24 protein-coding genes and 1 pseudogene are annotated in these 26,356 nt (G+C 68.6%); 13 read left to right on the plus strand and 12 right to left on the minus strand.

The features are described from left to right. Positions 1-65: 65 nt before the first annotated feature. Positions 66-479, minus strand: coding sequence for a response regulator transcription factor (locus tag ABIC66_RS14640; protein ID WP_354071016.1), 414 nt, complete (start codon positions 477-479; stop codon positions 66-68). A gap of 50 nt (positions 480-529) precedes the next feature. Continuing rightward, the gene (locus ABIC66_RS14645; protein WP_354071017.1) at positions 530-901 is read right to left on the minus strand and encodes a hypothetical protein; all 372 of its coding nucleotides are present in this window, start codon (positions 899-901) and stop codon (positions 530-532) included. 203 nt (positions 902-1,104) lie between these two features. Here ABIC66_RS14645 and ABIC66_RS14650 point away from each other — a divergent pair, with 203 nt between their 5' ends. Then, the gene (locus ABIC66_RS14650; protein WP_354071018.1) at positions 1,105-1,824 is read left to right on the plus strand and encodes a hypothetical protein; all 720 of its coding nucleotides are present in this window, start codon (positions 1,105-1,107) and stop codon (positions 1,822-1,824) included. A 10-nt stretch (positions 1,825-1,834) separates the two neighbouring features. On the opposite strand, the gene ABIC66_RS14655 is transcribed toward ABIC66_RS14650, so the two are convergent. Beyond that, on the minus strand, positions 1,835-2,152 hold the full coding sequence (locus ABIC66_RS14655) for a hypothetical protein (protein ID WP_354071019.1): 318 nt from the start codon (positions 2,150-2,152) through the stop codon (positions 1,835-1,837). A 55-nt stretch (positions 2,153-2,207) separates the two neighbouring features. Then, complete coding sequence (locus ABIC66_RS14660) at positions 2,208-2,729, minus strand: GNAT family N-acetyltransferase (RefSeq protein WP_354071020.1); 522 nt, start codon at positions 2,727-2,729, stop codon at positions 2,208-2,210. 64 nt (positions 2,730-2,793) lie between these two features. Between ABIC66_RS14660 and ABIC66_RS14665 the strand changes: the two genes are divergently transcribed. After that, on the plus strand, positions 2,794-3,171 hold the full coding sequence (locus tag ABIC66_RS14665; RefSeq protein ID WP_354071021.1) for a nuclear transport factor 2 family protein: 378 nt from the start codon (positions 2,794-2,796) through the stop codon (positions 3,169-3,171). A gap of 167 nt (positions 3,172-3,338) precedes the next feature. After that, on the plus strand, positions 3,339-5,162 hold the full coding sequence (locus ABIC66_RS14670) for a DUF885 domain-containing protein (protein ID WP_354071022.1): 1,824 nt from the start codon (positions 3,339-3,341) through the stop codon (positions 5,160-5,162). 166 nt (positions 5,163-5,328) lie between these two features. Here ABIC66_RS14670 and ABIC66_RS14675 read toward each other — a convergent pair whose 3' ends face one another. Further along, entirely contained in the window at positions 5,329-6,933 is a 1,605-nt protein-coding gene (locus ABIC66_RS14675; RefSeq protein ID WP_354071023.1) for a sensor domain-containing phosphodiesterase, read from the minus strand. Between the two features lie 261 nt (positions 6,934-7,194). Between ABIC66_RS14675 and recA the strand changes: the two genes are divergently transcribed. Next, entirely contained in the window at positions 7,195-8,265 is a 1,071-nt protein-coding gene (gene recA / locus ABIC66_RS14680) for a recombinase RecA (protein ID WP_354071024.1), read from the plus strand. 181 nt (positions 8,266-8,446) lie between these two features. On the opposite strand, the pseudogene ABIC66_RS14685 reads toward recA, so the two are convergent. Further along, positions 8,447-8,623: pseudogene (locus ABIC66_RS14685) on the minus strand (helix-turn-helix domain-containing protein); the annotation flags it as partial. Between the two features lie 319 nt (positions 8,624-8,942). Between ABIC66_RS14685 and alaS the strand changes: the two are divergent. The 6 genes from alaS to ABIC66_RS14715 all read left to right on the plus strand — a co-directional run bounded on the left by alaS (position 8,943) and on the right by ABIC66_RS14715 (position 14,428). Next, complete coding sequence (gene alaS / locus ABIC66_RS14690; protein ID WP_354071025.1) at positions 8,943-11,585, plus strand: alanine--tRNA ligase; 2,643 nt, start codon at positions 8,943-8,945, stop codon at positions 11,583-11,585. Between the two features lie 146 nt (positions 11,586-11,731). Further along, positions 11,732-12,328, plus strand: coding sequence for a DUF2975 domain-containing protein (locus ABIC66_RS14695; RefSeq protein ID WP_354071026.1), 597 nt, complete (start codon positions 11,732-11,734; stop codon positions 12,326-12,328). Then, positions 12,328-12,576: a helix-turn-helix domain-containing protein gene (locus ABIC66_RS14700; RefSeq protein WP_354071027.1), complete on the plus strand. Its 249-nt coding sequence runs from the start codon at positions 12,328-12,330 to the stop codon at positions 12,574-12,576. The genes ABIC66_RS14695 and ABIC66_RS14700 overlap by 1 nt, the downstream gene beginning before the upstream one ends. A gap of 24 nt (positions 12,577-12,600) precedes the next feature. Further along, the gene (locus tag ABIC66_RS14705; protein WP_354071028.1) at positions 12,601-13,488 is read left to right on the plus strand and encodes an alpha/beta fold hydrolase; all 888 of its coding nucleotides are present in this window, start codon (positions 12,601-12,603) and stop codon (positions 13,486-13,488) included. A 73-nt stretch (positions 13,489-13,561) separates the two neighbouring features. Then, positions 13,562-14,107, plus strand: coding sequence for a hypothetical protein (locus tag ABIC66_RS14710; RefSeq protein ID WP_354071029.1), 546 nt, complete (start codon positions 13,562-13,564; stop codon positions 14,105-14,107). A 93-nt stretch (positions 14,108-14,200) separates the two neighbouring features. After that, complete coding sequence (locus ABIC66_RS14715) at positions 14,201-14,428, plus strand: hypothetical protein (RefSeq protein WP_354071030.1); 228 nt, start codon at positions 14,201-14,203, stop codon at positions 14,426-14,428. Between the two features lie 16 nt (positions 14,429-14,444). Here the strand turns inward: ABIC66_RS14715 and ABIC66_RS14720 are convergent, their stop codons facing one another. From ABIC66_RS14720 to ABIC66_RS14735, 4 genes are all read right to left on the minus strand, one after another. Continuing rightward, positions 14,445-15,734 (minus strand): PepSY-associated TM helix domain-containing protein, encoded by a 1,290-nt coding sequence (locus ABIC66_RS14720; RefSeq protein WP_354071031.1) that lies wholly within the window; start codon positions 15,732-15,734, stop codon positions 14,445-14,447. Between the two features lie 9 nt (positions 15,735-15,743). Continuing rightward, the gene (locus tag ABIC66_RS14725; RefSeq protein ID WP_354071032.1) at positions 15,744-17,849 is read right to left on the minus strand and encodes a TonB-dependent siderophore receptor; all 2,106 of its coding nucleotides are present in this window, start codon (positions 17,847-17,849) and stop codon (positions 15,744-15,746) included. 92 nt (positions 17,850-17,941) lie between these two features. Further along, positions 17,942-18,886 carry an AEC family transporter gene (locus tag ABIC66_RS14730; protein ID WP_354071033.1) on the minus strand — a complete coding sequence of 315 codons (945 nt, stop codon included), beginning with the start codon at positions 18,884-18,886 and terminating at the stop codon, positions 17,942-17,944. A gap of 10 nt (positions 18,887-18,896) precedes the next feature. Continuing rightward, entirely contained in the window at positions 18,897-19,475 is a 579-nt protein-coding gene (locus tag ABIC66_RS14735) for a DUF2939 domain-containing protein (protein ID WP_354071034.1), read from the minus strand. Between the two features lie 359 nt (positions 19,476-19,834). Here ABIC66_RS14735 and ABIC66_RS14740 point away from each other — a divergent pair, with 359 nt between their 5' ends. Further along, positions 19,835-20,431 (plus strand): CAP domain-containing protein, encoded by a 597-nt coding sequence (locus ABIC66_RS14740; RefSeq protein WP_354071035.1) that lies wholly within the window; start codon positions 19,835-19,837, stop codon positions 20,429-20,431. A 59-nt stretch (positions 20,432-20,490) separates the two neighbouring features. Here the strand turns inward: ABIC66_RS14740 and ABIC66_RS14745 are convergent, their stop codons facing one another. Next, positions 20,491-21,705 carry an NADP-dependent isocitrate dehydrogenase gene (locus ABIC66_RS14745; protein WP_354071036.1) on the minus strand — a complete coding sequence of 405 codons (1,215 nt, stop codon included), beginning with the start codon at positions 21,703-21,705 and terminating at the stop codon, positions 20,491-20,493. A 195-nt stretch (positions 21,706-21,900) separates the two neighbouring features. On the opposite strand from ABIC66_RS14745, the gene ABIC66_RS14750 reads away from it, so the two are divergent. Beyond that, the gene (locus ABIC66_RS14750; RefSeq protein WP_502910354.1) at positions 21,901-24,387 is read left to right on the plus strand and encodes an ATP-binding protein; all 2,487 of its coding nucleotides are present in this window, start codon (positions 21,901-21,903) and stop codon (positions 24,385-24,387) included. A 9-nt stretch (positions 24,388-24,396) separates the two neighbouring features. On the opposite strand, the gene ABIC66_RS14755 is transcribed toward ABIC66_RS14750, so the two are convergent. Further along, positions 24,397-25,389 (minus strand): serine hydrolase, encoded by a 993-nt coding sequence (locus tag ABIC66_RS14755; protein ID WP_354071037.1) that lies wholly within the window; start codon positions 25,387-25,389, stop codon positions 24,397-24,399. A 77-nt stretch (positions 25,390-25,466) separates the two neighbouring features. Here ABIC66_RS14755 and ABIC66_RS14760 point away from each other — a divergent pair, with 77 nt between their 5' ends. Further along, positions 25,467-26,288: an RNA methyltransferase gene (locus tag ABIC66_RS14760; RefSeq protein ID WP_354071038.1), complete on the plus strand. Its 822-nt coding sequence runs from the start codon at positions 25,467-25,469 to the stop codon at positions 26,286-26,288. The last annotated feature ends 68 nt before the right edge of the window (positions 26,289-26,356 follow it).

The raw sequence follows: 26,356 nt of genomic DNA on the forward strand, positions 1-26,356 counted from the left end.
GCGCGGAACGGTATCGCCCAAAAGGGTGAGTTCGACAGTTTCCCCCTCTCGGCGGACGGTCAAGTTCAGGGGATCAGGGCCAGCTCACGCGCCTTGCCGATCGCCTGGGTGCGGCGACCGACCTCCAGCTTGCCGTAGAGATTGGCGACGTGGGACTTGACCGTGTTGGGCGAGAGGCCGAGGTCGCGGGCGATCTCCTTGTTGGAGCGGCCGGCGGCCAGGCGCTCCAGCACCTTCACCTCCTGGCCGGTCAGGCCCAGGGCGGCGAGGGCGGCGTCATTGCGCTGGAAGGTCGCCGGGCGACCCCGCGCCGCCAGCCTCCACCCGACCCACACCCCGCCGGCCGCGAAGGCGACGCCGATCAGGCCGGCATAGATCCGCCAAGGAAAGACGCGCAGCAGGAACTGCTGCTCCAGCCACTGCAGGGCGAAGGCGCCAACCGCAAGGACCAGCGCCCAGAGAAGGATCGTGCGGATCATGCGCCGAAGGGTGCGTGATCCGCACGCGCCGTCAATTCAGACGTAACGGGTCAGACGTAACGGGCGATCGCCATGCAGACGATCGTGATCGCCAGCAGGCCCGCCGAGGCGCGGTAGGGACCGGCGACGGGGCTTCCCGCCCGCAGGCCGCGTCCGACGCCCAGCACCTGGACGGCGAGGGCGAGCAGGGCGGCCAGGGCGCCGCCGGCCAGCACGGCCTCGCTGGTCCCGAAGCCGCCGCGATGCAGCAGGCCCCACAGGGCCCCGCCGGTCAGGACCGCGACCCCCGCCGCGCCCATCTGGGGCCCGAACAGACGCGGCGCCTCGGTCCCGCCGACGCGGGCCATGGCGAAGGTCGATCCCGCCCAGAACACGGACGAGAGCACGTGAAGCGCAATGACGATGATCAGCAGCAAGGGCATTGGCCGGACTCCGGATTCGACGGCGCGGGCGATCCGCCCGTATTGGATATACAGATTGTATAGAAATGGTCGAGGCCAGCGGAACGTCAAGGCCCCGCGCGGCCGAGAGCCGTCGTTCGGCCTGGCGAAATGATCGGGCGAGCACTTCGAAATTCCCGAGCTGGGTGGAGCCGCTAGGGTCGCGGCGCCAAGGAGACGCCGCCATGCTTGACACCCCCGCCGCCTGCGAGGCCTTGCCGCGAGCCGTCGCGGCCTATGCCCAGGCCTTTCGCCTTGGCGACGGCCCGGCGCTCGCCGACCGCGTCCAGCCCTCGACGGTCGTCTACGCGATCGACGGCGGGAAGATCGCCGGCCAGACCCGTGCGGCCTGGAAGGCGCAAGCCGCCCAGCCCGCGCCGGACCTGGCGACCGACGTGGTCAGCGCGGGGCCGCGCACCGCGATCGTGACGGCGCGCTGGACGCAGGCGGGCGCCGCGCGACGGGACTACACGCTGTGGGCCCGGCTGGCGTGCCGCTGGCGGATCGTCGGCCGGGTGGTCGGCGGGGAGCAGGCCCTGGACGCCTCGGCCGCCGACGGCGTGCGGGCGGCGGTCGACCTGAAGCTGGCCGCCGACGCGGCCTGGGATCCGACCGCTCTGGCCAAGGCCGTCGAGCCGCGCGCCCTGGTCATCACGCTGGAGGACGAGCAACTGTCCGCCGCCTCGGTGGCCGACTGGCAGGCGCGCTACGCCGAGCGGGCGCGGACGCGCTTCCCGTCCGGGCATACGGTGCTGTCGCGGGCGGAAGAGGGCCGCGGCGACCTGGGCGCGGCGACCTGGACGTTCAAGGCCTCGTCCGGCGCGACCTATGCCGACCGCGCCGTCCTGCTGCGCACCGCCGAAGGCTGGCGGATGCTGGCGCTGCTCTGGGTTCGCGAGGACTAAGCCAAAAGAGCTAAGAGAGACGCGCCTTGGCCTCGGGCGGGGCGACCTGGTCGAACAGGATCTTCAGGTGCTGGTCCTTGGCGTGGTCGTTGTGCAGCTCCCACGACAGCGAGACCGGCAGGCGCAGGCGGCCGCCGTCGGGCAGACGGGCGATCAGCACGCGCCAGGAAAAGCCTTCGCCGGGATCGCCCAGCGGATCCTTGAACTCGACCACGGCCGGATCGCGCAAGCGGAACTGGCGCTCGGGATTGGCCTCGAACCAGGCGCGGTCGGCCTCGGCGGTGGGGTCCTTTCGCGGGACGATCTTGGCGGTGACTTTGCGGACCATGGGCGCGTCCTAGCACCAGATGCGCCTCGCATCCATCTAGTGGCGGAGCCGTGCTCTAGGCCCGACGCTCCATCACCACGATCGGCGCGCCTTTGAACGTCGTGTGGGTCTTCAGCGTGAAGCCGACCTTGGTGGCCAGGGCGATCGACGGAGTGTTCTCGACGTCGATGATGCAGGGCACGACCGGTGGGGCCAGGGCCTCGTCGATCCAGGCCAGACCCGCGCGCACCGCCTCGGTGCCGAAGCCGTGGCCGTGGGCCCAGGCCGCCAGCACCCAGCCCATCTCGGGCAGGCCATAGAGACTGGGCTCGAGATCGCGGCGCAGGTCGCCGAAGCCGACCTCGCCGACATAGCGGCCGGTCGAGGCCTCGCGCACCGCCCAGTAGCCGAAGCCCAGCACCTCCCAGAGGCCACGGGCCCGCATCAGGCGGGTCCAGCTCTCCTCCTCGGTGAAGGGCCGGCCGCCGACGTGCCGGACGACCAGAGGATCGGACCACATGGCCAGGCTGTCCTCGAAGTCCGCCAGTTGGGGCGGGCTCAGGATCAGGCGGGCGGTGGTCAGGGTCGGAACGTTCATGACGACTCGGATTTGCGGCTTCGGCGCCGCGCAAGCTACACCGGCTTCAAGACCAGGGAAGACCATGACCACGCCGCAAGACGCCATCGCCGCCCGCCGCAAGCTGACCAACAAGCTGATCGCCGCCAAGGACGCCGCGCGCCTGCGGCCGTTCTTCGATCCGCGCGTGACCCTGATCGCCGGCGACGGCTCGCTGTTGCTTGGAGCCGAGGACGTGTTGGCGGCCTTCGCCAGCCAGTTCGCCGACAAGGGCTTCAGGGCCTATGTCCGCACCACCGAGGACATCGCCCTAAACGCCGAAGGGACCCGCGCCGCCGAGCGCGGGCGCTGGGTCGGGTCATGGTCGGACGCGCCGGAGCAGTCGGGGACCTACCTGGCCACCTGGAAGAAGGTGACGGGCCAGTGGGTCATCGAGAACGAGCTTTTCGTGACGCTTGCCTGAGCGCGTCAGGCGAAAGTGTGAGCGATTTCGCCGCCTGGACGCGCGTCAATCGAAGATGGGAGCGCAATCACGACTGGATTTCGTCGCATGACATGGAATTAATTTTTGCACGCTGGGCGGCGGCCTTACGGCTTCGTCCTCAGAATTAGGCCCTGGGAGGGAAAGCCTTGCTCAATCGCCGCCACATGATGTTCGCCACCGCCGCCGCGGGCTTCGCCGCCACGGGCGGTCTGCCCTCGCTGGCCCTGGCCCGCGAAGGCGAGGTCGCCAAGCTCAACGCCCTGTTCGACGAGATCATGGCCAAGCAGCTGCGCCAGTCGCCCGAGACGGCGACGGGGCTGGGCCTGGACACCGGCGACCTCGCCTGGACCAAGGGTCTGCTCAGCGACCGCTCGTTCGCCGCGATCGAGGCAGGCAAGGTCGAGACCGCCCGCCAGCTGGCGACGCTGCGCGGCATCGACCGCCGGGCCTTCAAGGGCATGGACGCGGCCAACTATGACACCGTCGAGTTCGTGCTGGCCATCCAGGACGAGGGCAACAAGAAGTTCAGCTACGGCGGCGGCGGCTCGGGCGCGCCCTACATCCTCAGCCAACTGACCGGCAGCTACCAGCAGATGCCGGACTTCCTGGACACCCAGCACAGCATCGAGACCAAGGCCGACGCCGACGCCTACCTGTCGCGGATGGAGGGCTTCGCCCGCCTGATGGACCAGGAGACCGCCCTGGCCAAGCAGGACATGGCCGATGGCGTGATCCCGCCCGACTTCATCATCGACAAGACCCTGATCCAGATGAAGGCCTTCGCCGACACCCCGACGGCCGACGCGCCGTTGGTCAAGTCGATCGCCCGCCGCACCAAGGAAAAGAACATCGCCGGCGACTGGGCGGGCGAGGCCTCGAAGGTCTATGAGAACTCGGTCCTGCCGGCCCTGAAGCGCCAGATCGCGCTGATGGAGAGCGTCCGCGGCAAGGCCACGCACGACGCGGGCGTGTGGCGGCTGAAGGACGGCGGCGACTACTACGCCGTGTCGCTGAAGAACTACACGACCTCGAACATGACCCCGGACGAGATCCACCAGCTGGGCCTCGATTTGGTCAAGTCGATCTCGGCCGAGGCCGACAAGCTGTTCAAGAGCATCGGCATGACCAAGGGCAGCGTCGGCGAGCGCATGGCCGAGCTGGGCAAGGACGTCTACGACAATACCGACCCGGCCAAGGAACAGCTGATCAAGGACCTGAACGTCAAGGCGGCCTGGATCCAGAAGCAGCTGCCGGCCTATTTCGGCGCGCTGCCGAAGGCGCCGCTGGAGATCCGCCGCGTGCCCAAGGCCATCGAGGCCGGCGCCCCGGGCGGCTACTACAACTCGCCCTCGCTGGATGGGAAGCGTCCGGGCATCTACTGGATCAACCTGCGCGACACCAAGGAGCAGGCCAAGTTCACCCTGACCACCCTGACGGTGCACGAGGGCGTTCCGGGCCACCACCTGCAGCTGTCGATCTCGAACGAGGCCAAGGGCCTGCCGATGATCCGCAAGGTCATCGGCTTCTCGGGCTACACCGAGGGCTGGGCGCTCTACGCCGAGCAGCTGGCCGTCGAGATGGGCATCTACAAGACGGACCCGCGCGGTCATCTGGGCATGCTGCACGACGCCCTGTTCCGCGCCGTCCGCCTCGTGGTCGACAGCGGCATGCACGCCAAGAAATGGAGCCGCGAGCAGGCCATCAAGTACATGGCCGAGACCATGGGCGACGAGGAAAGCGGCGCGACCACCGAGATCGAGCGCTATGTCGTATGGCCGGGCCAGGCCTGCAGCTACATGATCGGCAAGATCACCTGGTTGCGCGCCCGGGCCAAGGCTCAGAAGGCCCTGGGCAAGAAGTTCGACATCCGCGAATTCCACGACGCGGGCCTGCTTTCGGGCATGACCCCGCTGACCACGCTGGAACGGGTGATCGACGACTACATCGTCAGCAAGGGCGGCAAGGCTTGATCCGGAGAGCTTACTAAATACTCGCCGTCATCCCGCGCTTCATGCGCGGGACCCATAGTTCAGCTTCCCCGTGAGGAAGAGTACTTGCTCCGCACCCGCGGCGGACAAATGGGTCCCGCGAACAAGTCGCGGGATGACGTGTGATTTCGGTGAAGGCCTGTAAAGCCTAGCTCCAGCTCTCCGACGCTCCCGCCCGGCGCGCCACGGCCTTGACCGGCGCGCTGGGCCGCAGGGCCGGCGCCGGCTTGTCGGCCGGCTTGCCGTAAAGCCAGCCCTGGGCGAAGTCGACGCCGGCCGCGCGGACGATGTCCTCGACCTCGACGGTCTCGACCATCTCGGCCACGGTGCGGATCTTCAGGTCGCGGCACAGCTCGACCAGCCGACGCACCAGCGCCCCGTCGCGGCCGTTGTCGGCCAGCTCGCGGACATAGCGGCCGTCGATCTTGACGATGTCCAGGCTCAACTGCTGCAGGTAGGCGAACGAGGACGAGCCCGCGCCGAAATCGTCCAGGCAGACCATCGAGCCCATGCCGCGCAGGCTCTGAATATGCTGGTTGGCGACCGTCAGATTGTCGATCGCGCAGGTCTCGGTGATCTCGAAGATCAGCCGGCCCTTGGCCTCGTCGTGCTTGGCCAGCAGGCGACCGACGTGGTCGACGAAGGTCTCGTTGCCGATCGTGCGACCCGAGACATTCACCGCCAACCGCAGCTTGCGCTCCGGGTCGTTGGCCAGCTTCTTGACCACCTGCTCGACGATCGCGTGGTCCAGCTCCTCGATCAGGTCGAATTCCTCGGCCATGCGGATCAGGGCGAACGGGCTGCCGCCGTCCTCGAAGCGGACCAGGGCCTCGTGGTGATGGGCCAGGCCCGTCGTCAACGACACCACCGGCTGGTAGGCCAGGGTGAAGCGCCGCTGGGTGACCGCGACGCCCAGGGCGCCGGCGCGGGCCAGGGTCCGCTTCACGGACCGGTTCATCGCCTCCGATAGGGTCATCGGCGGCATGTCCTTGAGACCTTCGCGCAAGAAGTCGTCGAGGGCGTAGCGCAGGGCCCGCATGGCGCGGGACGAGGCGCCGCCCTCCACCGGCACGACATGGGCGTGGGCGTCGGCGCTGACCATGCGGGTCAGGCGCTTGATCATGGTCTCGGGACGGTCGTCGCGCTGGCGCAGCAGAGCGAAGCGGTCGGGCGAGAGGCGGGTGGCGGCCGAACCGCCGTGCGACTCGGCTCGAATGGCGCCGGCGACGCGGACGTCCAGGGCGGCGGCCTCGCTCGGCGTCAGACCCTCCCGCATCGCGCCCAGCCCGGCGATCTCCACCATGGCCAGTTCCAGCTCCAGCCCGGTGACGCGGGCGGCCTCGAACAGGCCATTGGCGATGTCGTCGAACGACTCGCGCGGCTGCAGGCCGCCGGCGGGCAGGGGCGGACCGGCCGGCTGGGCGGCCGTCACGGCGCACGAGACGCGGCCGTCGTTCTCCGGCAGGGCGCGCAGGATGACGCGCACGTGGCGCTCCCCGTGGCCCGCGAGGCGCAGCACGACGGGGCCGCGCCGCACGCCGTCGTCGGCGCAGCTGATCATCGCGTCCATCAGCGGCTGGTCGTCGGAATGGAACAGGTCGGACCAGGACTGGCCCGTCAGACCGGCCTCGTTCAAGCCCATCACCTTCTGCGCCGCGCCTAGGGCCAGGCGCACGCGGCCGCTCTGCAGCTCGACGAGAAGGTCGGCGCTGGCGAACGCCAGGCCCAAAAGGCGACGTGGATCGATCGACAAGACGGCAGCCCCCAAGAAGGCGGGAAGCTGCCATGGCGGGGCTTAAGGAGCCGTTGCGCGCGGACAGAGCGCCGTCCTCATATCCGGTTCACCGCCGCGACCTTTTCGCCTACGTCAGAAACGGTCGTTTCTATGCACGAGAACATCTTGCGAACCTGGAACAAAGCATGTACGCCTTTGACATGTTCCACAGGTCGTTGGGACGCGGCGCGGGAAGCGCCGATCGAGCGGCCGGAATCATGGGATAGAGGCGGACAACCAATGACCAGTCAGGCGGCTTTGAAACTCGTGGGCAAAGAAGAAGGCGACAAGCAACGCGCGCTAGAGGCGGCTCTCGCCCAGATCGACCGCGCGTTCGGCAAGGGCTCGGTGATGAAGCTGGGCGAAAAGGGCAAGGTCGAGATGGAGTCCGTCTCCACCGGCTCGCTCGGCCTGGACATCGCGCTCGGCATCGGCGGCTTGCCGAAGGGCCGGATCATCGAGGTCTACGGGCCGGAAAGCTCCGGTAAGACCACCCTGGCCCTGCACGTGGTGGCCGAGGTCCAGAAGGCTGGCGGCACCGCCGCCTTCGTCGACGCCGAACACGCGCTCGACCCGTCGTACGCGCACAAGCTGGGCGTCAATCTCGACAGCCTGCTGGTCTCGCAGCCCGACAACGGTGAACAAGCCCTGGAGATCACCGACACCCTGGTGCGCTCGGGCGCCGTCGACATCGTCGTGATCGACTCCGTCGCGGCCTTGACCCCGAAGGCCGAAATCGAAGGCGAGATGGGCGACAGCCTGCCGGGCCTGCAGGCCCGTCTGATGAGCCAGGCGCTGCGCAAGCTGACCGCCTCGATCAACAAGGCCAACACCATCGTCATCTTCATCAACCAGATCCGTCACAAGATCGGGGTGATGTACGGCAGCCCGGAAACGACCACCGGCGGCAATGCGCTGAAGTTCTACGCCTCGGTGCGCCTGGACATCCGCCGCACCGGCTCGGTGAAGGTCCGTGACGAGATCATCGGCAACAATGTCCGCGTGAAGGTGGTCAAGAACAAGGTGGCCCCGCCGTTCCGCGAGGTCGAGTTCGACATCATGTACGGCGAGGGCATCTCCAAGCTGGGCGAAGTCATCGACCTGGGCGTCAAGGCCGGGATCATCGACAAGGCCGGCTCGTGGTTCTCGTACGGCAGCCAGCGCATCGGCCAGGGTCGCGACAATGTCCGCGAGTTCCTGAAGACCAATCCCGACGTCGCCGCCGATATCGAGGCGGCCGTCCGCAAGTCGTCGCAGAAGATCGAGGAAGAGCTCCTGGTCGGCGGTCCCGAGGACGGCGAGGAGGAATAATCCTCCCAAGGGTTTCGCGGCCTTCGCCCGACCCCGGGCGTTCCCCGCCTTCAACACGCCCGCGGCCGGACCGCCGCGAGGGCCGCGATTTCAGGCCGCCTGGACCCCATGCCAGGCGGCCTACTCTTTTGATCGTGGTTCTTCGTTCGGGAGTGTTGGCCCGGAGGGCCGGAGGAGGAGGCAGCGCCTCATCCCCCAACGCCGCCCGCGCCAGCCACTTGTACCCAGCCTCCGGACTGATCCCGAACCGACGGCATAACTCCCGCCGGTTCGCCCCCTCCAGCATCGCAAGCCTCACGAACGCTCGCCGCTCTTCCATCGCCGACACCTCGCGCCAAGGCCTCCTCAAGAGCCTCATCCAGCCAATCATGTGTCAGCCATCTCCCCGAACACCCGTCAGGCATCTCCCCGGTCTGAACATTTATGCGCGGGACCCATTTGTCCGCCGCAAGTGCGGAGCGGGATGAAGCGCTCGCGCGGAAGCTTAGCGATGGGTCCCGCGCACAAGGCGCGGGATGACGGTGGGGGACGAAAGAGAGAGCTCTCCGCTTTGCCCGTCGCCCTTTTCCTCCCCATCGCGGGCGCCCATCTGCGACTGGGTTTCCCCTTCGCGGAAAACCGCGCTATGCAGCGCCACCGGCCGCCTGCCGGGCCAGTACGCAAGACCTGAGACGCTCATGCCCAGCCTGAACGAGATCCGCAGCACCTTCCTCGACTACTTCGGCAAGGCCGATCACGCGATCACGCCGTCGGCGCCGCTGGTGCCGCAGAACGATCCGACCCTGCTGTTCGTCAATGCCGGCATGGTGCCGTTCAAGAACGTCTTCACCGGCGCCGAGACGCCGGCCCATCCGCGCGCGGTCAGCTCGCAGAAGTGCGTCCGCGCCGGCGGCAAGCACAACGACCTGGACAATGTCGGCTACACGGCGCGCCACCACACCTTCTTTGAGATGCTGGGCAATTTCTCGTTCGGCGACTACTTCAAGGAACAGGCGATCCACCACGCCTGGACGCTGCTGACCGGCGAATACAAGCTGCCCAAGGACAAGCTTCTGGTCACGGTCTACCACACCGACGACGAGGCGGCGGGGCTGTGGAAGAAGATCGCCGGCCTGTCCGACGACCGCATCATCCGGATCTCGACCAACGACAATTTCTGGTCGATGGGCGACACCGGGCCGTGCGGTCCGTGCTCGGAGATCTTCTTCGACCACGGCCCGTCGATCGCCGGCGGCCCTCCGGGCAGCCCCGATGAGGACGGCGACCGCTTCATCGAGATCTGGAACCTCGTGTTCATGCAGTTCGAGCAGCTGGCCGGCGGCGAGCGCGTCTCGCTGCCCAAGCCCTCGATCGACACCGGCATGGGCCTGGAGCGGATCGCGGCCGTGCTGCAGGGCCAGCACGACAACTACGACATCGACCTGTTCAAGACCCTGATCGCCGCCAGCGTCGAGCTGACCGGCGTCAAGGCCGAGGGCGCCCAGGCCCCGTCGCACCGGGTGATCGCCGACCACCTGCGCTCGTCGTCGTTCCTGCTGGCCGACGGCGTCACACCGTCGAACGAAGGCCGCGGCTACGTCCTGCGCCGGATCATGCGCCGGGCCATGCGCCACGCCTATCTGCTGGGCGCCAACGAGCCCCTGATGCACCGCCTGGCCCCGACCCTGGTGGCCGAGATGGGCCAGGCCTATCCAGAACTGCGCCGCGCCGAGGCCTCGATCGTCGAGACCCTGCGCCAGGAGGAAGAGCGCTTCCGCGTCACCCTGGGCCGCGGCATGGGCCTGCTGGACGACGCCACCGCCAACCTGACGGCCGGCGGCGTGCTGGACGGCGAGACCGCCTTCAAGCTCTACGACACCTACGGCTTCCCGCTGGACCTGACCCAGGACGCCGTGCGCGCCAAGGGCCTGACCGTCGACACCGACGCCTTCGACGCGGCCATGCAGAAGCAGCGTGAGATGGCGCGCGCCAACTGGGCCGGTTCGGGCCAGCAGGCCGGCGCGGCCGCCTGGTTCGCGATCAAGGAAAAGGCCGGCGCGACCGACTTCGTCGGCTACGAGAACACCGAGACCACCGGCGTGGTGAAGGCGATCGTCGAGGGCGGCGTCGAGGTCGAGTCGGCCCGCGCCGGCCAGACGGTCGAGGTCCTGCTGGACCGCACCAGCTTCTACGCCGAGAGCGGCGGCCAGGCCGGCGACACCGGCGTGATCGAGGCCAACGGCCGCGAGAACCGCGTGATCGACACCCAGAAGCAGGCCGGCGAACTGCACGTGCACCGCGTCGAGCTGTCCGGCGATCTGAAGGTCGGCGACCAGGTCGTGGCCTCGGTCGACGCCGAGCGCCGCCACACCACCCGCTCCAACCACTCGGCCGCCCACCTGGTGCACGCCGCCCTGCACCATGTGCTGGGTCCGCACGTCGCCCAGAAGGGCCAGCTGGTCGATGGCGAGCGCATGCGCTTCGACTTCAGCCACGGCGGCCCGCTGACCGCCGAGGAGCTCGACCGGATCGAGGCCGAGGTCAACGCCGTCATCCGCCAGAACGTCCCGGCCGAGACCAAGGAAATGGCCCCGCAGGAGGCCATCGAGGCCGGCGCCGTGGCCCTGTTCGGCGAGAAGTACGGCGACAGCGTCCGCGTGCTCACGCTCGGCAAGTCGCTGGCCGATGACGCCAAGGCCTATTCGGTCGAGCTGTGCGGCGGCACCCACGTGGCCCGCACGGGCGACATCGCCCTGTTCAAGATCGTTTCGGAGCAGGGCGTCGCCGCCGGCGTGCGCCGCATCGAGGCCCTGACCGGCGAGGCGGCCCGCCGCTTCCTGCTGGACCAGGCGGGCGTGGCCAAGTCGCTGGCCGACCAGTTCAAGACTCCGGTGGCCGAGGTGACGGCGCGCGTCGACGCCCTGATCGCCGACCGCAAGCGCCTCGAAAAGGAACTGGCCGACGCCAAGAAGCAGCTGGCCCTGGGCGGCGGCGGCGCGGCGGCCGGTCCCGAGGACGTGAACGGCGTGGCCCTGATCGCCCGCGTCCTGGACGGCGTCGGCGGCAAGGAGCTGCGCGGCGTGGCCGAGGAGTTCAAGAAGCAGCTGACCTCGGGCGTCGTGGCTCTGGTCGGCACCTCGGACGGCAAGGCCGCCGTGACGGTCGCGGTCACCGCCGACCTGTCGGGCAAGTTCAGCGCCGCCGACCTGGCCAAGGCCGCGGTGATCGCCATGGGCGGCCAGGGCGCCGGCGGCAAGGCCGACTTCGCCCAGGGCGGCGCCCCCGACGACAGCAAGGCCCAGGACGGCCTCGCCGCCGTCAAGGCCGCGCTGGCCGGCTGATCGGGCCGCCATCTGGAATGACGAGGGGACGCTGAAAGGCGTCCCCTTTTTCATGCTCGACGACTTGCGGCCCCCTGACAGGGCCCTCCAATCTTTATCGATTGACAGAAATTTGTTTCTGTAAAAATGTGGCGTCGGGAGGCGCCATGTCGACTGTTCTGCATTTGAAGCCGCTCTATCGTCCGCCGCCGCCCGAGAGCACGGCCCAGCGCCGCGTGCGCCTCGGCAGCCGCGCGGCGGTTTGGCTGTTCACCGGCCTGTTCGCCTTGTCCGGCGCGATCCTCGTCGCGGCGATCGCCACCATGCTGTTCTACAAGGGCGAGCTGGTCCGGATCGGCCCCGACAACTGCTATATCGGCGAGGCGCCCGCCAATTCGGTGGCTTTCAGTTCTCTGCCCCTGGTCCATCGCCTGGTCTATGTCGGTGTGGGCCTCGCGCGGGCCACGCCGATCCTGATGGTCTTCTGGAGTTTGCGAGCCCTGTTCGCCGGCTATGCCCGGGGCGAAGTGTTCTCCGCGCGAGCCGCTCGGCGCTTTGGCCTGGTCGGCGCTTGGCTATGCGCCTACGCCGTCTCGCCGCTCATCTGCCACCTCTTCCTGTCGGCGACGGGCTACGAGATCGACAAGAACTGGGCCCACATGGCCAGCTTGCAAGCGTTCGTCCTGGGCATGCTGGTCTTCGTCATTGGCCAGGTCATGATGGTCGGCCGGGAGATCGAAGAGGACCGGGAGGCCTTCGTCTGATGCCGATCGTGCTTCGCCTCGACGTCATGTTGGCCCGCCGCAAGGTTCGTTCGAACGCGCTGGCCCGCGCTATCGGCATCACCGACGCCAACCTTTCATTGCTCAAGTCCGGCAAGGTGAAAGGCATGAAGTTCGAAACCCTGGAAGCCATCTGCGACTTCCTGGACTGCCAGCCGGGCGACATCCTCGAATACCAGGCCGAACAACCGCCCGACATCGTGGGCGAAAAGGTCAGACACGCCGGCTGACGGCGCTTTTCCGGAGACAAAGCCATGAAATTCTCAACGCCCGCTCGGGCGATCGCGGCCGGCTGCCTGTTGTTCTGGGCCGGCCTGGCGCACGCCGAAACCGGCTTCATCAGGGTTCCCGACGGCAGGCTGGCCTATACGACCTGCGGTGAAGGCCCCACGACCATCGTGCTGCTGCACGACGGCATCCTGCACGCCGTCGCCTACGACGATATCTGGCCCACGCTCTGTCGGCGCTTCAAGGTGATCCGCTACGATCGGCGCGGCTATGGCGCCTCACCGCCCGCCGCCCATCCTTATCGGCCGGTCGACGACCTCGCCGTGCTGATGAAGACACTGGACGTCAAACACGCCGCCCTGGTCGGCTCGTCCTCGGGATCAGGCCTGGCGGTGGACTACGCGTTGGCGCACCCCGAGCAGGTCGATCGTCTGGTGCTGGCCGGCCCCTGGATCAGCGGCTTTGACGCCTCGCTCGGCTTTATCTTCCGCGCGTTGAAACTGCTGACGCTCTACAAGCTTGGCCTGACGGACAGCGTGGCGCGGGATCCCTACATCCTGACCAAGAACGCCGCGCCGCAGCGTGAACGGCTAAAGGCGATCCTGAAAGCCTACCCGGGCAACCTCACCGCGGGGACCCGTGAGCAACCACCCGCGGCACCGGCCAAGCCACGCCTGGGCGAGATACGCGTTCCGACCTTGATCCTCGTGGGTCAGGTCGACATCAAGGATGTGCAGGACCAAGCCAAGACCCTGGAAACCGCCATCTCCGGAGCCAAGCGAGACATCGTCCCGGACACAGGTCACCTCATGTATCTGGAAAAACCGAGGGACTTCGCCGAGCGCGTCGAACGTTTCATGGATCAGGAGGGCGGTCCTCGTCCGGCGTCCAAGGTCAATCAGTCAACGCCCTGACGCCCCGGCTTGACGAAGCGCCGGCTTACCCCTCAATTGAATTACGAATGTAGTTCTAATGGGGGAGCGGCGCATGATCTCGACACGTCCGTGGAGCAGGGCGGTGCTGGCCGTCGGCCTGGTGCTGGCCATCGGCGGCTGCGGACAGAAGAGCGGCGAGGCCAAGACGCCGTCCCTGAAGGACCAGTCGCTGGGGCCGCCGTCGCTGTGGCGGGTCGAGGTGGTCGAGGACTCCGGCGGCCAGACCGGCGCGACGCAGGTCTGCGCCCATCCGGAGCTGGTCGGTTCGTTCACCCGCGTCGAGCCGCGCGTGAACGGCGAGGCTTGCGAGCCCTACGGCAAGGCGGCCAAGGACACCGCCGACGAGCACGTCGGCCGCTGCCAGGCCGGCGGGATGCGCTACGGCCTCTACGTGACGACGACGCGCAGGGCGCCGGACGACTTCACCGTACGTTTCGCCCTGCAGCCGCTGCAGGCCGCCGGCGGCAAGGTGGTCCAGGCCCGTCGCTATCATCGGCTGGGGCCATGCCCGGCCGGCTGGAAGGCTGGCGACCAGGGCAAGCCCGGCGGCGCGCCGGCGTCGAGCCTGCTGACGGGGCAGGGGCCCGCGACGCGCTGAGACTTGCATCCCGATCCGGGTTGAGGGGGTCCCATCGCCAACGTTCACGCCGTGACCATTGGCGGGGCCGAACGTCGTCCCATCTATGACGTCATGGCCGCCTGGATCCAGACCCTGATCGCCCTCGCCGCGCTGCTGGTGCTGGCACCGTTGGTCGCCTGGCTCGCTGTACGGTTTGGGGCGAGGGCCAAGGGCGGCTTGATGCTGGCCTCGGTTCTGCTTGGGTTTGGCGCGGTGCTGGATCCGCCCTCGAAGCATGCGATCGAGGCCGCCGAGCCGGTGAAGGGATCGCCGGAAAACGACGAACCGCCGCTCGACTAGCCGCGCCCGCTCGCTGTCAGGCGCGCGCCCTTCGAGCCACCCGCGCCTGGCGTTTTTTCCACCAGATCACCACCCCCGTGACGCTGAGCGCCGCCACGACCAGGCCCATGAACGAGATCAGGATCCGGCCGGGCAGGCCCAGGATGCGGCCCGAGTGCAGCGGGAACTGGGCCTGGACGAAGATGTCGGCGGCCGTGCCGACCCAGGGCAGGCGCTCGCCCGCGGGCAGGCCGGTCTGGCCGTCGTAATAGAGATACGGCGTGCCGACCCCCGCCGCGCCGTGGTCGCCGCCGGGCTGATGGAAGGTCACGCCATAGACGCCGTAGGCGGGGGCGTAAAAGGCCCCGCCGGCCGGGTCGGTCCAGCCGCGCTTCTTCGCTTCGACCTGGGCCGTCGCGATGACCTCGGCATAGGTCTTTTTCGCCACGATCGGCTGGTCCAGCGGCGCGGGCGCGCGCAGCTCGAACGGGCCCGGCGTGGTCTTCGAGACCTTGGACAGCACCGGGTAGAACACCTCGGTGTAGAGGTTCAGCGAGAAGGCCGTGAAGGCCACGGTGAACAGCACGCCCCACAGCCATAGGCCGAAGGCGCGGTGGATGTCGAAATTGATCCGGTAGGCGCTGGCCTTGGTCTTGATCTGCCAGGCCGGCTTCCAGCGGCTGACGAAGCTCTTGCCGGTCTTGGCGGACGCCCGCGAGGGCAGGGTCAGGTAGAAGCCGACGAAGCAGTCGATCGTCCAGAGCACAGCGATCACCCCCATCAGCCAGACGCCCCAGCGGTCGATGCCCCACAGGGCCGGGATGTGCAGGGTGTAGTGCAGCACGTAGAGGAACGAGACGAAGGTCTCGCGGGTGATCGGCCAGGCCGCGCCCCAGTTTCGCCGACCCAGCTCGTCGCCGGTCGCCGGGTCGATGAAGACCTGGTTGTAGCCGGGCGTGAACAGCTTGCCGGTCGCTGGGTTGCGCTTGGCCTCGACGCCGAACGCATAGGCCTCGCCGGGCTCGGGCGCGAGCGGGATGAAGGTGACCTGGACGCGCGGGTCGCGGGCCTCGATCACCTTGGCCAGCTCCAGGGGCGGCTTGGCCGGACCGGCGGCGCGGGCGTGCATCAGGTTTGGATTGAGCAGGTCGTCCAGCTCGTGATCCCACGAGATGATCGCCCCCGTCACGCCCGAGACGAACAGAAAGCCGGCGATGAACAGGCCCACCCAGCGGTGGAAGAAGCCGAGCACGGGCCGCAGGCCGGCCAGCCGCAACGAAGTCCGGCGGGCGTCCTTGCCGACGGGGAGCGGGGTGCGCGCGTCCATCGTTCGGGCCTAGAAGGCGTAGTCGAGGCGAAGGGACACGCTGCGCGGCGCGGCGTAATAGGCCTGGCTCCACATCAGGCTGGCCAGATAGGCTTTGTCGGTGGCGTTCTTGACGTTGACGGTGGCGCGCACCTTGTCGGTCAGGTCGATCCCGGCCATCAGGTCCAGCACGCCGTAGGCCTTCTGGGTCACCGTGACGAGATCCTGGGTCTCGATGTCGTCCTGCCAGCGCAGTTGGGCGCCCAGGGTCAGGTTGCGAACCGACGGGATCGTGTAGGTGGTCGAGGCCTTCAGCGTCTTGCGCGGGGTGAACAGGCGGGTCTTGTTCCCGTCGCCGTCCTTGATCGTCAGGTCGGTCCAGCCCAGGCTGACGCGCCACTGGTCACTGAGCGCGCCGACGGCCTCCAGCTCATAGCCCTCAGCCTTGGTGTCGACGTCGGCATAATAGCTTTTCAGCGTGTCGGGGAAGGTTCCGGCGAATTCAGCCAGGCCGTCCTGCCGCGAGGTGAACACCGCGCCGGTGACATAGAGGCGCTTGTCGAACCACTCGCTCTTGAAGCCGGTCTCGTAGCTCTTGCCGTGGGCGGCGGCCAGGGTCCTGTGATTGACGTCGACTTCCGACTGCGGATTGAAGATGTCGGTGTAGTTCGCATACAGCGACACGTTTTCCGTCAGGTCGTAGACCGCGCCGGCGTAGGGGCTGACCTTGTCCTCGTCGCGCGGCGTGTCGACGCCGTACGAGAAGCCCTTGGACTTCAGCTTCAGGGCGTTGAAACCGGCCACGATCTTCAGGCGGTCGGTCACGTTCAGGTGGGCGGCGGCGTAGAAGCGGCTCAGGCGATCCACCTGGTCGGCGGCCAGATAGGCGCCAGGATAGGTCGGCTCGGCCACCTGCGCGCGGCCCCAGTCGCGCACCGACGGATAGACGATCGGGTCGGCCGAGAAGTCCTCGTACTCGTGGCCATGCGCGCGCGAGACCTGGCCGCCAATCACCAGCTGGTGCTCGCGGCCGAACAGCCGGAACGGCCCCGAGGCGTAGGCGTCGAGGATGTAGTTCTGGTAGATCGACGGATAGACGCCGCTCATCCCCTTGACGCCCAGGCCCGTGGTCTTGTCGGGATTGCCATAGGCGTAGAGCAGCTTGGCGTTCTCCTCGAAACGCTTGAACGTGCCGATCGTCTTGAGCCGCCAGCCGTTGTCGAACGTCCAGGCCAGCTCGCCGAAAGCGGTCTGGTCGCGGACGTTCCAGTGCGTCCAGTCGGCCCCCGTCGAAGCCGAGACCGGATAGTCGATCCGCGTCCCGTCGGTATAGACCAGGGGCAGGGCGCCCCAGTTGTTACCGCGGGCGCGATTGTCCTGCATCGACCAGCCGACCGTGGCGGTCAGGTGCGGGGTGGCGTCCCAGGCTAGCAGGGCGCCGTAGACGTTGCGGTTGACCTTGTAGTGGTCGAGATAGCTGTCGCGGTCCTCATTGGCGTAGATCACCCGGCCCGTCAGCGCGCCCGAAGCGTCCAGCGGGCCCGCGACGTCGGCCTCGAGGCGGTAGCTCTCCCACGAGCCGTACTGCAAGGCGCCGGAGGCCTGGAAGGTCTTGGTCGGGCGCTTGCGGACATAGTTGATCGTCGCCGACGGATTGCCCGTGCCGGTCATCATGCTGTTGGCGCCGCGCACGGTCTCGACGCGCTCGAACAGCACCGTGTCCAGCTCGCCGAACTGGATGCCCCAGATCAGCGGCAGGCCGACGCCGTCGGCCTGGAAGTTGGTGATGTCGAAGCCGCGCGAGTTGTAATAGGTGCGGTCGGTCTCGACCTTCTCGACATTGACGCCGGTGACCTGGGCCAGCAGCTGGTTCACGTCGGTCAGGGCGAAGTCGCGGATGCGGTCCTGGTTGATGATCGTCACCGACTGCGGAGTCTCGCGCAGGCTCATGTCCAGGCCCGTGACCGCCGAGGTGCGGGTGCGGGCGCTGGTGATCACCACCCGGTCCACCTGGTTCTCCGCGGCGTCCGCGCCGGTCTCCTCCGCCCCGATCCCTTCCGCGAAGGCGAGGCCGGAGACGCTGGCGGCGGCGAGGGCGACGCCGGCCAGCAGGAGGGCGCGGAAGGACGGGGACATGGACAGCCTCATATGCGAACGCGAATAACTCGCAAACGCATCTATCGGCCGTGACCAACGGTGTCAAACGCGGGACGGCTGTCGCCGGCGATTTATCGGATGATCGGGCGCAGCAGCAGCGCGGCCGCCGCCAGGGTGACCAGCGACAGGGCGGTGGTCAGGGCCACCGTGCGCGCCGCGCCGCGCGGGAAGACGCCATAGGCGCGGGTCTGGATGAAGACGTTCACCGCCGTCGGGGCGGCGGCCAGCAGGGTCGCGCCGGCCCGGAAGGCCAGCGGCGCGGGCGTCAGGCCGATCGCCAGCCAGGCCAGCACGGGGAAGGCGACCAGCTTGGCGACGGCGGCCAGGACGACCGGAGCCATCGACGGCGAGGCCTCGCCCTCGGTCTCGCGCAGGCCGAGGGCCGCGCCCAGGGCGACCAGGCCGACGGGGCTGCCCGAGGCGGCGGCCATGCCGATGGCGCGGTCCAGAGGTTCTGGCAATGCGAACTCCAGCAAGCCCAGCGCCAGGCCGGCCAAGGCGGCGGCGACCACCGGGTTGCGGAACGCCTGGATGGTCGAGCGCCAGACCGAGCGTCCCGCCGCCCAGCCCAGCAGGCCCACGCCGGAGGCGGCCATGACCACGAAATCGATGGCCACGACGCCGGCGACCAGGCGGGCGGTCTCGGCTCCGAGGACGGCGGCGGTGATCGGCAGGGCCAGGAAGGCGCTGTTGCCGACGCCGGACGCCATGCCGGCCCCCGCGCGCTCGGCCTTGCTCCAGCCCAGCGGGCGGCCGGCCAGGACGAGCGCGAACATCACCGTCAGGCCCGCGCCGGCATAGGCGGCCAGGCCCAGGGCGAGCTCGGGACCGGGGCGGCCCAGCCGCGACAGCGAATGCAGCAGTAGGGCGGGAAAGCCCACCCAGTAGACATAGGCCGACAGGCCTTGCGTCATCTTCGCGTCGAGCAGGCGAAGCCGCGTGAGCGCCAGGCCCGCGCCGACCAGCAGGAAGAACGGCCAGACCCGCGAGAGGACGTCGAGAACGAGGGCGGTCACGGGATGGGCTTTAGCCCTGGCGCTCGTCGCCCGGCAAGCGGATGTGCACCAGCTTCCAGGCGAACAGCGCCTTGCGCTCGAAGGTGAAGATCGTGACCTTGCCGCTGCCGTCCGGACGCTTGACGGCGATGCGTACGCGGTTCGGATCCCAGTAGGCGATGCTCGGATAGGGGCCCTTGATCGTGTCCTTGACCTGGCCGCCCAGCGAGCCGTCGCGCGACGCGGCCGGCGGGGCCTTGCCGGGGGCGTAGCCGCGGGTCAGGGCCGAGACCCCGGCCACGGTCAGGTAGCGGTCGACCTTGGGCTCGGGCGGGGCGAGCGGCTCGATGGCCTTCTTGAAGACGCTGAGCGGGTCGCGCCAGATCGACGGCGCTTCCGGTTGGGCGGTGGGGGCGTCGGCGACCAGCTGGCCGGTCAGGCTGCGACGGACGGCCGGGAAGTCGACCAGCTCGCCGATCGCCTGCACGTCCTCGTATTGGGCGGCGGCCTTCAGCGCTCGGAAGGCGAACCAGGGCGCGGTCGCGAAGGCGGCGGCGAAGACGAAGATCGCCAGAACGATCAGGTCCCAGATCCGCTTCTGCAGGGTCATGCCGCCTCCCCAAAGGTTAACGCGGATAGACCAGCTATCGCCGTTCGCCGCAAGGGCGCTCGCGCGAGAGGGGCGGTCCAAAGGATATCGGCGAAAGGCAAAAAAAGCGCCGCTCCAGGGGGAAGCGGCGCGGGAGGAGGATCCCGTCGGGGAGGAGTTCTCGACGGATCAGGGAAGGCGTTCCGGCGAGCCGAGGCGCTTCGCGTGCGATTGAACGCTTCACGGTTGTATATGTCAATTATCGCTCTGGAATTGTTTCCCTGGGTCGGCCTCGCCGCGACAAGGCGCGCCTCGCGCGAGGGCGTCTCCGCTGGTATCAGCGGTCTTGGGGGACGCGTCAGTATCGAGAGTCGCGACCCGTGTTCTTGTGCCGTCCCTTGCTTGTTCGCGCCGCCGCCGTGGCGGCCGCCTTCCTGCTTCCCGCCATCGTTCCCACCCTGGTCCAGGCCGCCGACCTCGACGACGCGGTGCTGGACGAGATCAACTACGCCCGCGCCCGTCCGGCCGAATACGCCCGCGAGCTGCGCCGCGCGCCCGACTGGGCGTTCGAGCAGGAGGAGCCTGGGGCGGTGGAGGAGGCGATCGAGTTCCTGGAGCGCCAGCCATCGCTGGCCCCGCTGAAGGGCGACCGGCGCCTGGACGCCGCGGCGCGCGCCCACGCCCAGGCTCAAGGCCTGCGCGGCGACGTCGGTCACGGCCCCGCCGGCAGCCTCGGCCAGCGCCTGCGCGCCAACGGCGTCTTCGCGGGTCTGTGCGCCGAGAACATCTCGTATGGCCAGCAGGACGCGCGGGCCATCGTCCGCCAATTGATCATCGACAGCCGCGTCGCGGGCAGAGGTCACCGGCGCAACATCTTCTCGTCCGGTTACAGCGCCGCCGGGGTGGCCTGCGGCGAGCATCGCCAGTGGGGCTCGATGTGCGTGATCGACTTCGCCGGGGCCATCGTCCAGCGCTGAAACGAAAAACGCCCCCGGGGATAACCCGGGGGCGTCTTGTCCTCAATCGGCGGGTGGCCTTAGGCGGCCATGGCCTTCTTCAGGTTCTCGTCGATCTTGTCGAGGAAGCCTTCGGTGGTCAGCCAGCCTTGCTTGTCGCCGACCAGCAGGGCCAGGTCCTTGGTCATGAAGCCGCTTTCGACGGTGTCGACGCAGACCTTCTCCAGGGTGTGGGCGAAATCGGCCAGGGCCTGGTTGTCGTCCAGCTTGGCGCGGTGGGCCAGGCCACGCGTCCAGGCGAAGATCGAGGCGATCGAGTTGGTCGAGGTGCTCTCGCCCTTCTGATGCTGGCGGTAGTGGCGGGTGACGGTGCCGTGGGCGGCCTCGGCTTCCACCGTCTTGCCGTCCGGCGTCATCAGCACCGAGGTCATCAGGCCCAGCGAGCCGAAGCCCTGGGCGACGATGTCCGACTGCACGTCGCCGTCGTAGTTCTTGCAGGCCCAGACGTAGCCGCCCGACCACTTCAGCGCCGAAGCGACCATGTCGTCGATCAGGCGGTGCTCGTAGTGGATGCCGGCGGCCTTGAACTTGTCGGCGTATTCGGCGTCGAAGATCTCCTGGAAGATGTCCTTGAAGCGGCCGTCATAGGCCTTGAGGATCGTGTTCTTCGTGGAGAGGTAGACCGGATAGTTGCGGTTCAGGCCGTAGGCGAACGAGGCGTGCGCGAAGTCGCGGATCGACTCATCCAGGTTGTACATGCCCATGGCGACGCCCGATCCCGGGGCCTTGAACACTTCGTGCTCGATGGTCTGGCCGTCGTCGCCGACGAACTTGATCGACAACGTGCCCTTGCCCGGGAACAGGAAGTCGGTGGCCTTGTACTGGTCGCCGAATGCGTGACGGCCGACGATGATCGGCTGGGTCCAGCCCGGCACCAGACGCGGCACGTTCTGGCAGATGATCGGTTCGCGGAAGATCACGCCGCCCAGGATGTTGCGGATCGTGCCGTTCGGCGACTTCCACATCTTCTTGAGATTGAACTCGGTGACGCGTTGTTCGTCGGGGGTGATGGTGGCGCACTTGACGGCCACGCCATGCTTCTTCGTCGCCTCGGCCGCGTCGATGGTCACCTGGTCGTTGGTGGCGTCGCGGTTCTCGACCGACAGGTCGTAGTAGTCCAGTTCCAGATCCAGGTACGGGAAGATCAACTTATCCTTGATGAGCTTCCAGATGATCCGGGTCATTTCGTCCCCGTCCATGTCGACGACGGGGTTGGCGACTTTGATCTTGGCCATTGCGGGGATGTTCCTCTGGCGGTGGCGCGCCTGTGGCGATCTGGCGCACAGGGCCAGGAAGCGGCGCGGACCGGGAGGCTATAGACTGTTGCGTCGCGGCGGAAAAGCCGATCGGTTGGACCAGCGTCGGTAACTTCAGCGTTCGAGCATGGGAATCCAAACGGTCGGCCCACGCAGGTTGGCCATGGAGGGGGTTTGAACAAGAGTCCCGAAGCGATTGCCGGGGTGACCGCGCCGTTGGCGCGAAGGCTGCTGACCATGGTGGCGATCCTGTCGATCGCCGTGACGGGTCTTGCTACCGCGGCGGCCTTCGTCTTCGTGCGCAAGAGCGCCGCCGACACCCAGACCCGGCACCTGGCCGAATATGTCGGCGAGCGGGTCAAGACCGAGGACCGCCTGTTCTCCGACCTGGTCAAGGTGCATGACGCGGCCTCCGAGGCTCTGACCCGGCGCTTGGCCATGGAAGAGGACCCCTCGGTCCATGACCAGTTCGAGCGGCTGTTTCCGGAAAAGGGCGACGGCACGCGGCGCTCGGCGCCGGGCCTGTTCGACGGCGCGCGGATCGGCAACCGCTATGTCTACGGCGTCGGAGCCTATCTGCCGAACGCCGATACGATGAGCCTGCCCGAGCAGTCGCTGTTCGTGTCGGCCGCCGACGTCGTCGCCGCCACCGGCGAGACCGAGATCCGGCATTACGACAACTTCTACTTCTTCACGCCCAAGACGCGGCTGGTGATGTTCGGGCCCCGCCGGCAGGACAAGCTGTTGTTCTATCGGCGCGACGCCCCGCCGACCCTGAGCATCGCCAAGGAGGAAATGACCCTCCTGACCCTGCCGGAGAACAACCCGGACCGGGTGATGAAGTGCACCAAGCTGCGGCGGCTGATCTCGGATCCCAGCGGTCGAGGCCTGAACGCGGCCTGCATGACGCCCTTCTACTACAAGGGCCAGTTCATGGGGGCGTTTGGGACCAGCCTGTCGCTGGACTCCTACCTGCTGCGCGCGGTGGCCGACGCCCTGCCGGGCGGCCGCAACCTGATCGTCGCCGACGACGGCGAGCTGGTCGCCGCCCAGGGCCTGGCGCGCAACGGCGTGGTCGATGTTGGGGTCCTGCGCAAGTTCGAGGCCGCCAACGATCTCAAGAATCTGGTCGATCGCATCCGCGACCAGAAGCGTGACGTCGGCGCGGTGCTGTCGCCCGATGGCCGCCGGCTGGTGGCCTATGGCCGGCTGGTCGAGCCGGGCTGGTGGTTCCTGATGACCTTCCCGTCGGGCGACATCGTCTGGTCGTCGCTGAAGACCGCGTCGTGGGTGCTGCTGTTCGGCTTCATGGGCGTGGCCCTGCAGGTCCTGCTGCTCTACGGCCTGACCAACCAGATGGTCGCCACGCCGCTGGAGGCGCTGGCCGAGGCCCAACAGCAGGGCGACCCGAAGGCGGCCGAGCCGTTCGAGAAGCGTCCCGACGAGATCGGCTCCCTGGCCCGCGCCCTGCGGCGCCAGCGAGAGCGCAACGAGGAGCTGCGCCGTTCGCTGGAGGACCGCGTCGCCAAGCGCACCGCCGAGCTGGAACGCGCCAACCAGGCCAAGTCGGTGTTCCTGGCCAACATGTCTCACGAGCTGCGCACGCCCCTGAATGGGGTGATCGCCATCGGCGACCGGCTGGCCGAGGAGGAGGATCCCGAGGCCCGCCGGGAACTGGCGGCCCTGGTCTCGTCGTCGGGCCGCCTGCTGGAGCAGGTGCTGGGCGACATCCTGGACGTCTCCAAGATCGAGGCCGGCGAGTTCCAGTTGACCCCGGCGCCGTTCGACCTGGTCCAACTGGTGCGTGGCATGGCCGAGCTGCACGCCGCCGCCGCCGAGGCCAAGTCCCTGAGCTTCCAATGGTCGGTGGCGCCCGACGCGGCGGGGACCTACGAGGGCGACGCCGGGCGGATCAGCCAGATCCTGTCCAACCTGCTGGCCAACGCCGTGAAGTTCACCGCGCGGGGCCAGGTGTCGCTGGACGTCGATCAGGTTGGCGACGCGGTGCGGTTCATGGTGCGCGACACCGGCGTCGGCTTCGACGACGGCGTGCGCGACCGCCTGTTCAAGCGCTTCGTCCAGGCCGACCAGTCGATCACCCGCCAATTCGGCGGCACGGGCCTGGGCCTGTCGATCTGCGCGGCCCTGGCCCAGATGATGGGCGGCCGGATCAGCGCCGACGCCACGCCGGGCGAGGGCGCGCGTTTCGAGGTCCTGCTGCCGCTGAAGCGCTGCGCCGACCTCGCCGAGGTCGCGGCCGAGGAGGACCGCGAGATCTCGCTGGAGGGCATGCGGATCCTGGTCGCCGAGGACCATCCGACCAACCGCAAGGTCGTCGAGATCGTGCTGGAGCCGTTCGGCGTCGACCTGACCATGGTCGAGGACGGCCAGGCGGCGCTCGACGCGCTGGACGCGGCCAGCTTCGACGCGGTGCTGATGGACATGCAGATGCCGGTGATGGACGGCCTGACGGCCACGCGCGCCATCCGCGCCCGCGAAGCCGCCTCGGGCGCGCCGCCGGTGCTGATCGTCATGCTGACCGCCAACGCCATGGAAGAGCACATCGCCGCCGCCGAGGCCGCCGGCGCGGATCTCCATCTGGCCAAGCCGCTGCACCCGGCGCAGCTGCTGGAAGCCCTGGCGCGGGCGCCCCGGCGGTAGATCGGGACGCTAGAACTCTTCCAGCACCGCCCGGCCGATGTCGGCGATCAACGCCTCGCGGCGCGCGGCGTCGGCGGGCGAGCGGGTCAGGAAGATCACGAACGCGACGCGGCGGCCGTCCTTCAGTTCGACCATGGCCAGGGCGTGGCTGCCCGGCGTGACGCCAAGATCCGGCGGCGCCGATCCAGCCGCCTGGACCAGACGCGCGCCGTTCGGCAGCGCCAGCGCCAGATGGCCCGGATCGTGGCCCAGCAGCCGATCGAAGTCGGGCGTCACGTTCAGTTCGCGGAAGGCGAAGGCCTCCAGCAGCCGAGCCATGCCGACCGGCGTGGCGGTGTCGCGCGGATCGATCTCGCGCTGGCCGAGAGCGCTGGCGCGATCGGCGGCCGGAACAGCGTCGATCGCCCGCCGCCAGGCGGCTTCGCCCTTCCAGTCGGCGCGGAACGAGGCCAGACCCCGCGCCTCGGTCGCGATCTGGCGGCGATAGCGGTCGACGCTGACCCCGACGATGCGCTGCACGTCCAGCCAACCATTGACCGCGCCCGGCCCGCCGATGCGCTTGGTCAGGACGTCGAGGGCGGTGGTGTCGCCGTGCAGGGCCAGGGCCTCCAGGTCGGCGACGCTCCAGGTCTGTCGGCCCGGCCAGGCGTCGGCTACGGCGCTGGGCGGCGGCGAGAGGTCGACGTCGCGGACCGGAAGGATCTCCTCGGGCCGCAAACGCCCGGCGGCGGTCTCGGCCATCACCGCCGCCAGGATCGGGACCCGCGCCGCCGCGCCCATCGGAAAGGCCTGGTCGCCGTTGAACGTCCACAGCTGGCGCGTGGTCAGGTCCTCGACCGCCACGCCCAGCCGCGCCGGCGCGGCGCGGGCGGCGATCGCCTCGATCCGCTTCTGCAGGCGCTTGGGCTTCATCTTCGGCTCCTGCTGGCCCAGCATCGGCGCTTCGCAGGCGGCGAACAGGGGCAGGGCGAGGAGGGCGGTCAGAAGGGCGCGGCGTGACATCCCCGCTAAACGCGGCCGTAGGGGTTTCGGCTGCTGAGCACTTGCATCCGGCGCGGTCTCGGCGGCAAAGGACGCGGATGACCGACGCGACCAAGCCCGTTCCGCCCAAGCTCACGCCCCCGTGCGTGATCCTCAACGAGCCTCAGTTGGCCGAGAACATCGGCGCGGTGGCCCGGGTGATGGCCAATTTCGGACTCTACGACCTGCGCCTGGTGCGGCCGCGCGACGGCTGGCCGCAAGAGCGGGCCTGGGCCAGCGCCTCGGGCGCGACCTGGCCGCTGGACGACGCCAAGGTGTTCGACAGCCTGGAGGCGGCGATCGCCGACCTGAAGCTGGTCTACGCCACCACGGCCCGCCCGCGCGAAACGCGCCTGCCGGTCTATACGCCGCGCGAGAGCGCCGGACACCTGGCCGAGGACGTCGCCCTGGGCCGCGCGGTCGGCCTGCTGTTCGGCGGCGAGCGGGCGGGCCTCGAGACCCACGACATCGCCCTCTGCCAGGCCATCGTCTCGATCCCGATCGACGAGCGCTTCCGCTCGCTGAACCTGGCCCAGGCGGTGTCGATCAACGCCTACGAATGGAAAATGACCCAGGACGACCGGCCCTGGAAGAAGTTCGAGCAGAACGTCGAGGAGCCCGCCGACCAGGCCACATTGCTGGGTCTGTACGAGCATCTCGAGGGCGAACTGGACAAGGCCGGCTTCTACCATCCGCCGGAGAAGAAGCCGTCCATGGTCCGCAACCTGCGCGTCCCCCTGGCCCGCGCGCGGCTGACCGACCAGGAGGTCCGCACCTTCCGCGGGGTGATCACCGCCCTCAGCAAGGGGCGCGGCCGGGTGCTGGCCAAGCTGGCCGAGAAGGCCTCGAAGGCGAAGGCCGGCGAGGGCGAGGCCCCTTAAGGACGCTCCGCTAAGGGGGCGCGGGCGGCGGCAAAATTGACCTTGATCATCCGCCGCCGGATGGGAAG

It is taken from the genome of Caulobacter sp. 1776, assembly GCF_040545685.1.
Lineage (GTDB): Bacteria > Pseudomonadota > Alphaproteobacteria > Caulobacterales > Caulobacteraceae > Caulobacter.

Bases quoted from the DNA above. Each gene is read 5' to 3' on its own strand.
- ABIC66_RS14640 (WP_354071016.1), bottom strand. From the start codon at position 479: ATGATCCGCACGATCCTTCTCTGGGCGCTGGTCCTTGCGGTTGGCGCC.
- ABIC66_RS14645 (WP_354071017.1), bottom strand. From the start codon at position 901: ATGCCCTTGCTGCTGATCATCGTCATTGCGCTTCACGTGCTCTCGTCC.
- ABIC66_RS14650 (WP_354071018.1), top strand. From the start codon at position 1,105: ATGCTTGACACCCCCGCCGCCTGCGAGGCCTTGCCGCGAGCCGTCGCG.
- ABIC66_RS14655 (WP_354071019.1), bottom strand. From the start codon at position 2,152: ATGGTCCGCAAAGTCACCGCCAAGATCGTCCCGCGAAAGGACCCCACC.
- ABIC66_RS14660 (WP_354071020.1), bottom strand. From the start codon at position 2,729: ATGAACGTTCCGACCCTGACCACCGCCCGCCTGATCCTGAGCCCGCCC.
- ABIC66_RS14665 (WP_354071021.1), top strand. From the start codon at position 2,794: ATGACCACGCCGCAAGACGCCATCGCCGCCCGCCGCAAGCTGACCAAC.
- recA (WP_354071024.1), top strand. From the start codon at position 7,195: ATGACCAGTCAGGCGGCTTTGAAACTCGTGGGCAAAGAAGAAGGCGAC.
- alaS (WP_354071025.1), top strand. From the start codon at position 8,943: ATGCCCAGCCTGAACGAGATCCGCAGCACCTTCCTCGACTACTTCGGC.
- ABIC66_RS14695 (WP_354071026.1), top strand. From the start codon at position 11,732: ATGTCGACTGTTCTGCATTTGAAGCCGCTCTATCGTCCGCCGCCGCCC.
- ABIC66_RS14700 (WP_354071027.1), top strand. From the start codon at position 12,328: ATGCCGATCGTGCTTCGCCTCGACGTCATGTTGGCCCGCCGCAAGGTT.
- ABIC66_RS14705 (WP_354071028.1), top strand. From the start codon at position 12,601: ATGAAATTCTCAACGCCCGCTCGGGCGATCGCGGCCGGCTGCCTGTTG.
- ABIC66_RS14710 (WP_354071029.1), top strand. From the start codon at position 13,562: ATGATCTCGACACGTCCGTGGAGCAGGGCGGTGCTGGCCGTCGGCCTG.
- ABIC66_RS14715 (WP_354071030.1), top strand. From the start codon at position 14,201: ATGGCCGCCTGGATCCAGACCCTGATCGCCCTCGCCGCGCTGCTGGTG.
- ABIC66_RS14720 (WP_354071031.1), bottom strand. From the start codon at position 15,734: ATGGACGCGCGCACCCCGCTCCCCGTCGGCAAGGACGCCCGCCGGACT.
- ABIC66_RS14725 (WP_354071032.1), bottom strand. From the start codon at position 17,849: ATGTCCCCGTCCTTCCGCGCCCTCCTGCTGGCCGGCGTCGCCCTCGCC.
- ABIC66_RS14735 (WP_354071034.1), bottom strand. From the start codon at position 19,475: ATGACCCTGCAGAAGCGGATCTGGGACCTGATCGTTCTGGCGATCTTC.
- ABIC66_RS14745 (WP_354071036.1), bottom strand. From the start codon at position 21,705: ATGGCCAAGATCAAAGTCGCCAACCCCGTCGTCGACATGGACGGGGAC.
- ABIC66_RS14755 (WP_354071037.1), bottom strand. From the start codon at position 25,389: ATGTCACGCCGCGCCCTTCTGACCGCCCTCCTCGCCCTGCCCCTGTTC.
- ABIC66_RS14760 (WP_354071038.1), top strand. From the start codon at position 25,467: ATGACCGACGCGACCAAGCCCGTTCCGCCCAAGCTCACGCCCCCGTGC.